Origin of the sequence: Roseovarius sp. BRH_c41 (assembly GCF_000961715.1) — a bacterium.
GTDB lineage: Bacteria > Pseudomonadota > Alphaproteobacteria > Rhodobacterales > Rhodobacteraceae > Roseovarius.
Genome location: NZ_LADY01000005.1, coordinates 1 through 6,362, shown reverse-complemented (window position 1 = coordinate 6,362; position 6,362 = coordinate 1). Strand labels below are relative to the sequence as shown.

Sequence of the window (6,362 nt, the reverse complement as noted above, 5' to 3'; positions counted from 1 at the left end):
CTACCCCCAATCGCTCCGCAGCATGGTCGACCCGGCTAAGGAAACGACCGCATTGAAAGTCATCTGTCTGATGTACATCGTTTCCAAAGAAACGAAGTCCATACAAGACAGTGAAGCTGACACTCCATCATCGGGCCGAAACCCTAAGAGCGTTGATATACAGACGTTGATCCATCGAAATGAACCAAACCGCCCACATATCTCTTCAGTTACCAAATTTTCAAAGAGCGTCGAGACAAAATCAACCGGAAGCGCCAATCTACCTAGCGCAACCCGCCAACCTTACCTCCGAAGTTCGTCCCGCAGCCTTCCCAAGAGCACCGCCCCAAGTCCGTCCCGCGTCCCAACAACCGCCTCAGCAGCGCCGGTGAAGGGGTATTTACGGTTAGAGGCTCAGACCCGCAACCCCCTTTTTTTGCTTTTGTCATCTTTTTTTCAAAAACCCGGATTTGCAGGGAATATTAATAGGTTACGGGAAACTATGCCAAGATTTCGGCGCTTGGGCGCAACAATCTTACCCGGCTGTCACAGGGCGAAGTCCCACATCTAGGGTTATCCACAGACTTACCCCCAAGAGGCGGTGGATTCCCCCCGCAGCAGAGGACTCAGGCGCTGCGAATCCGAGCCAATGGCCGCCAACGCAGCGCCAAAAGGGCCAGAATCACCGCCAGATAGATCAGCGGCTCGATTTGAAAGCCTTTGCTGAGCCAGATGAAATGCACCGCGCCGAGCACCGCCACCCCATAGGTCAGCTTGTGCAACTGCCGCCATCGCGGCCCCAGCCGGCGCAGCGACAGGTCGTTCGACGTGAGCGCCAACGGAATCATCAAAAGGAACGCGCTAAAGCCGACCGTCACATAGGGACGCTTTACGATATCCGCCCAGATCTGCGCGAGGATCTGCACATCGAGGACCAGCCAAACCAAGAGGTGCAGACAGACATAAGAGAAGGTCAGCAATCCCACCGCCCGGCGAAACCGGATCAGGTTCACCCCCAGATGCCGCCGCAGCGGTGTGATGCACAACCCGAGGATCACCAACTGCAACGCGATCTCGCCCAGTTCACGCTCCAGCGCCTTGATCGGTTCGGCCCCCAGCCCGCCGGTGAGGCCGAGATAAAAGGTCCAGACCGCCGGCGCGAGCGCCAGAAGCCACACCGCCCAAACCGGCACCCGCCGGGCCAGCACGTTGATCCGGTCCTGCACCATCAAAAGTTCTTTTTCAGATCCATGCCCGCGTAGAGCCCCGCCACCTCATTGCCATAGCCATTGAACATCAGCGTGGGCACGCGTGAGGAAAACAGCCCGCCACCGATCTGCCGCTCCGTGGCCTGAGACCAGCGCGGGTGACTGACCTCAGGATTCACATTACTATAGAACCCGTATTCACCGGCATTGGCCTTGTTCCAGCTTGTCGGCGGCTCCTTATCCGTGAGCGTGATCCGCACCACCGACTTGATCGACTTGAACCCGTATTTCCACGGCACCACCAGACGCAGCGGCGCGCCGTTCTGATTGGGAATGTCGCGGCCATAGATACCAGTGGCCATGATCGTCAGCGGATGCAGCGCCTCATCCAGACGCAGCCCCTCGACATAGGGCCAATCGAGCACCGGATACCGCACCCCCGGCATTTCATCGGGCCGCAGCACCGTCTCAAACGCCACATATTTCGCGCCGCTCTGCACCCCGGCCAGTTCCAAGAGATCGGCAAGCTCAAACCCGTTCCACGGCACCACCATCGACCAGGCCTCGACACAGCGGAACCGGTAAAGCCGCTCTTCGATCGTCATCTTGGCCATGATCTCGTCAAAGGCATAGTCACCCGGCCGGTCCACCAGCCCGTCGATGGTCACACTCCAGGGTTTGGTCGTCAGCGTCCGGGCATTGCGCGCGGGATCGCCCTTGTCGGTGCCAAACTCATAATAGTTGTTATAGGTGGTGATATCGTCCCAGTTGTTGGGCTCCAGGGTCTCGGCGCGCGCGCGCTGCGCCATCAGGCTCAGGCCTACGCCAGCCGCCGCCCCGGCGATCATCTGGCGGCGATTGAGAAACGCCACCTCAGGCGTCACATCCGTGTCACTCAGCGTGTTAATCCAGCGATGGGCCATGTCATCTCTCCTATGGGTCACTCCACTATATAGAGACAGACACGGTCCTCGCCACCGCAGGGTTTCAACATCCGGTCACAATACCGCGTCCGAATTGTAACTTGGCCGGATTTTATTAAAGGCCACTGACGTGCCATCCGCCTGCACCAGCCGCACATGCCGCCGCCGCATCAGGCGCGGTTCGGCGACCCCCACCGAATGGGCGATGGTCTCAACCTCCTTGATCACCGATTTGGCGTAATTGGCAACCTTGAGGTATTTGTCCTCGACCACCAGACCGCGCTGCAAATAGGGGTCATGGGTGGTGATGCCGGTGGGACAGGTGTTGCGATTGCACTTCAGCGCCTGAATGCAGCCAAGGCTGAACATGAAACCGCGCGCCGAGGTGACAAAATCCGCGCCTGCGCAAATCGCCCAGGCGACATCACCGGGATTGATCAGCTTGCCGGCCGCGATCATCCTGATCCGATCCTTCAGCCCATAACGATCCCGCAGATCCACCATGCGCGGCAGTGCATCGCGAATGGGCATGCCCACCAGATCCATCAGCGGCATGGGGGCCGCCCCGGTGCCGCCCTCGCCCCCGTCAATCGCAATGAAATCCGGGGCGCTGTCCGGCCCGCGCGCCATGATCATCTCAAACAGCGGCTCCCAGGCCTCGGACGAGCCGATCACCGTCTTGAACCCGACCGGGCGACCCGTCACCGCGCGAATATGACCGATCACATCCAGCAACTCGCCGTAATCATTGATATCGGCATGGCGGTTGGGCGAAATACTATCCTTGCCGATCTCGATCCCGCGAATGGCCGCGATCTCGGCGTTGACCTTTTCACCCGGCAGAATGCCGCCCTTGCCGGGCTTGGCGCCCTGTGCCAGCTTCAACTCGAACATCTTGATACTGGGGTTGTCAGATACTTCGCGCAGCCGCGCATCACTCAGATTGCCCAGCGCATCGCGCACGCCATATTTGGCGGTGCCGATCTGATAGACCAGATCGCAATTGCCAATCAGGTGAAACGGGCTCAGCCCCCCTTCGCCGGTATTCAGCCAAACCCCCGCCTTGGCCGCCCCCCGACTCAGCGCCTCGACCGCCGGGCGCGAAATCGCGCCATAGCTCATGCCCGAGATGTTGAAAATCGACTTGGCCATATAGGGAATCGCCGCCGTCGGCCCGATCTGCATCGGGGCCGTCATGGCAAACTGATCGTCGAGCGGCGGAAACACTGCGGGCACGAAAATCGGTGTGCCCGGCACCCCCAGATTACGGGTCGAGCCAAAGGCAATCGTATTGCCCGCGCCCTTGGTCGCGTGGCTGACCCAATCGCGCTGCGCGCGGTTGAACGGCATTTCCTCGCGGTCCATGGCAAAGAAATACTGACGGAAAAACTCGCCCAGCTTGGTGAACAACCCCCGGAAGCGGCCAATCACCGGATAATTGCGCCGAATCGCATCGCCGGGCTGGGTCCTGTCCAGAAAGTAGAACACCGCAACCATGAACACGACCGCGCCCAAGGCAAAGACGAACAACAGCGCCAAAACCTCGAGGATCTGCGTCACATACCCCATCTGAAATCTCCAATGATCCCTACCCTCGCCCGTTTCAGGGCGTCGCGCGCAAACTGCGCTATTCGGACCCGCCAAACAAGCTGGCAAAACACGCTCGCAGCCCATATTTCAACTCGTCTTGGCGAGGATCGGGCCAATCGCCCGCCCCCCGCCGAGGCGGCAGGAAACCCGGCTGGATCCCCCCCAAACCGCAGGAGATTTTCCGCGTCTTCACAAAAACGTGATTGGATGTTTCAAAGCGCCTTGGCTTAGCGGGCCCGCGCCGCGCGTCAAACTGCGTCGGCGGAAACCCCCGGTGAACCAATACCTGCCTCCCGCCGTAAGCCCGGCATGATCCCGACATCGGGGTCATTGAAACTGATCTTATAGACGGAGACGCAAACATGTTTCGCAGAACCTATCTCGCTCTGACCGCAGCCGCCCTGATGGCTGGCCCCGCCTTTGCGGACAACCACGGCCAAGACATCGTCGATATCGCAGCGGGCAACGAGAGCTTTTCCACCCTCGTCGCCGCCGTGCAGGCCGCTGACCTCGTTGACACGCTCAAGGGCGACGGCCCGTTCACGGTGTTCGCACCCACCAACGACGCCTTCGCGGCCCTGCCCGAAGGCACGGTCGAAGACCTGCTCAAGCCCGAGAACAAGGACAAGCTGGCCGCCATCCTCACCTATCATGTGGTGCCGGGCAAGGTGATGTCGACCGACCTCTCGGACGGCATGACCGCTGCGACCGTTCAGGGCAGCGAGGTCACCATCGGCACCAGTGATGGCGTGACCGTCGACAGCGCCAAAGTGGTGCAGGCGGATATCGAGGCCACCAACGGCGTGATCCATGTGATCGACACCGTGATCATGCCCAAGTAATCGAAACGCTCACGGACCGACGCGACGGGGCGGCTGAATGGCCGCCCCGTATCCGTTAGACATGCTGTGCGCCGTTGATCTCGATCTCCGTGCCCGAAATATAGGATGACCCTTCCGAGCAGAGAAAGAAGATCGTATTCGCCACCTCATCGGGTTCCCCCAACCGCCGCATCGGGATGCTCTCCACCAGCTTATCCGTGCCCGATGACAGGATCGCGGTGCGAATCTCCCCGGGTGCGATCGAATTGACCCGGACACCCAGAGGCCCGAAATCATGCGCCATCTCGCGGGTCAGCGCCACCAGCGCCGCTTTGGATGTGGCATAGGCCGCGCCCGCAAAGGGATGCACGCGGCTCCCGGCAATCGAGGTGACATTCACCACCGCGCCGCGCGTCGCCGCCAATTCACCCCGCAGACTGCGCGCCAGAACCACCGAGGCAAAGAAATTGACGTGAAACACCTGCCCCCAGGTCCGCAAATCCGTGGTGAACGTATCCAGCCGCTCCCCCTCCGGCCCTTTGGGCGAAATCCCCGCATTATTGACAAGCGCATCCAACCGCCCGCCCAACCGCTCGCGGATCACGTCGACCTTGGCGATCACATCATGCGGGTCTGCCAGATCCATCTGAATGTGGTTCTCCGCCCCACCTCCCCAGGGACATTCCTCTGGAAAGGGCTGGCGTGAACAGGTGATCACCCGCCAACCCGCCGCATTGAAGCGCCGCACCGTGGCATGCCCGATCCCGCGGCTCGCCCCCGTCAACAGCAATGTCTTGATCTCGGACATGGTGCACCTCTCTCAGTCACGAATTTCGTTGCGTAGGAGCCTAGCCCGTTGCAGCAGCGCCGCAACGGCCCTTGGCACCACCCCGCGCAGATTGTATTGAGGTCTGCAACCCCGCGTTGGAGACCAGCATGAAGGCCAGAGACATGAATCGCGACTGGATCGCCACTGCCCGCACCCTTTCCGAGGCCCTGCCCTATCTGCAACGCTACACCGGGGCCATCGTGGTCATCAAACTGGGTGGTCACGCCATGGGCAGCGACGAGGCGATGGAAACCTTCGCCCGCGACGTGGTTCTGATGCAGCAGGTCGGCGTCAACCCGGTGATTGTCCACGGCGGCGGGCCGATGATCAATCAGATGCTCGAAAAACTCGAGATCAAATCAGACTTCGTCAACGGCAAGCGCGTGACCGATTCCGCCACCATGGATGTGGTGGAAATGGTCCTCTCGGGTCAGGTCAACAAACGCATCGTGGCAGCGATCAACGGCCAGGGCGGACGCGCCGTGGGTCTGTCGGGCAAGGATGCCCGCCTCATCACCTGCACCCCCTCGCATCCTGATCTGGGCCTCGTGGGCGAGCCATCCGAGATCGACCCCACCATCCTGCACACGCTCTTTGCCGCCGACATGATCCCCGTGATCGCCCCCTTGGGCGCGGGCCGCGAGGGCGAGACCTACAACATCAACGGCGACACCGCCGCCGGGGCCATCGCCGCCGCCCTCAAGGCCGACCGCCTGCTCTTGCTCACCGATATTGACGGCGTCCGCGATGGCGACGGCCGGGTTGTCACCGAACTCAGCGCCGAGCAAATCCGCCAGATGACCCGCGACGGCGTCATCGCGGGCGGCATGATCCCCAAGACCGAAACCGCCCTTGCCGCCATCGACGGCGGCGTGCGCGCCGTGGTCATTCTCGACGGACGCGCGCCCAACGCCACGCTGCTCGAGCTGTTCACCGAACATGGCGCTGGCTCGCTCATCCGGGGCGAGGCTGGCCCGCGGGTGCAAAACCCCCGCGCCCGCTGAGCGCCGCG

At 61.4% G+C, this 6,362-nt stretch carries 6 protein-coding genes; 2 read left to right on the top strand and 4 right to left on the bottom strand.

Annotation, left to right across the window (positions count from 1 at the left end; all coding sequences use genetic code 11):
• Positions 1-605 precede the first annotated feature (605 nt).
• From msrQ to VR71_RS01715, 3 genes are all read right to left on the bottom strand, one after another.
• Positions 606-1,208, bottom strand: coding sequence for a protein-methionine-sulfoxide reductase heme-binding subunit MsrQ (msrQ, locus tag VR71_RS01725; RefSeq protein ID WP_045680661.1), 603 nt, complete (start codon positions 1,206-1,208; stop codon positions 606-608).
• The gene (gene msrP / locus VR71_RS01720; protein WP_045680660.1) at positions 1,208-2,110 is read right to left on the bottom strand and encodes a protein-methionine-sulfoxide reductase catalytic subunit MsrP; all 903 of its coding nucleotides are present in this window, start codon (positions 2,108-2,110) and stop codon (positions 1,208-1,210) included. Before msrP ends, msrQ begins: the two co-directional genes overlap by 1 nt.
• A 75-nt stretch (positions 2,111-2,185) precedes the next feature.
• Positions 2,186-3,679, bottom strand: coding sequence for an FMN-binding glutamate synthase family protein (locus tag VR71_RS01715; RefSeq protein ID WP_045680659.1), 1,494 nt, complete (start codon positions 3,677-3,679; stop codon positions 2,186-2,188).
• Positions 3,680-4,062: 383 nt separating this feature from the next.
• On the opposite strand from VR71_RS01715, the gene VR71_RS01710 reads away from it, so the two are divergent.
• Positions 4,063-4,542, top strand: a complete 480-nt coding sequence (locus VR71_RS01710; RefSeq protein ID WP_045680658.1) for a fasciclin domain-containing protein — start codon at positions 4,063-4,065, stop codon at positions 4,540-4,542.
• 55 nt (positions 4,543-4,597) lie between these two features.
• On the opposite strand, the gene VR71_RS01705 is transcribed toward VR71_RS01710, so the two are convergent.
• On the bottom strand, positions 4,598-5,329 hold the full coding sequence (locus VR71_RS01705) for an SDR family NAD(P)-dependent oxidoreductase (RefSeq protein ID WP_045680657.1): 732 nt from the start codon (positions 5,327-5,329) through the stop codon (positions 4,598-4,600).
• A gap of 128 nt (positions 5,330-5,457) precedes the next feature.
• Between VR71_RS01705 and argB the strand changes: the two genes are divergently transcribed.
• Positions 5,458-6,354 (top strand): acetylglutamate kinase, encoded by an 897-nt coding sequence (argB, locus tag VR71_RS01700; protein ID WP_045680656.1) that lies wholly within the window; start codon positions 5,458-5,460, stop codon positions 6,352-6,354.
• Positions 6,355-6,362: the final 8 nt, after the last annotated feature.

Bases quoted from the DNA above. Each gene is read 5' to 3' on its own strand.
- msrQ (WP_045680661.1), bottom strand. From the start codon at position 1,208: ATGGTGCAGGACCGGATCAACGTGCTGGCCCGGCGGGTGCCGGTTTGG.
- msrP (WP_045680660.1), bottom strand. From the start codon at position 2,110: ATGGCCCATCGCTGGATTAACACGCTGAGTGACACGGATGTGACGCCT.
- VR71_RS01715 (WP_045680659.1), bottom strand. From the start codon at position 3,679: ATGGGGTATGTGACGCAGATCCTCGAGGTTTTGGCGCTGTTGTTCGTC.
- VR71_RS01710 (WP_045680658.1), top strand. From the start codon at position 4,063: ATGTTTCGCAGAACCTATCTCGCTCTGACCGCAGCCGCCCTGATGGCT.
- VR71_RS01705 (WP_045680657.1), bottom strand. From the start codon at position 5,329: ATGTCCGAGATCAAGACATTGCTGTTGACGGGGGCGAGCCGCGGGATC.
- argB (WP_045680656.1), top strand. From the start codon at position 5,458: ATGAAGGCCAGAGACATGAATCGCGACTGGATCGCCACTGCCCGCACC.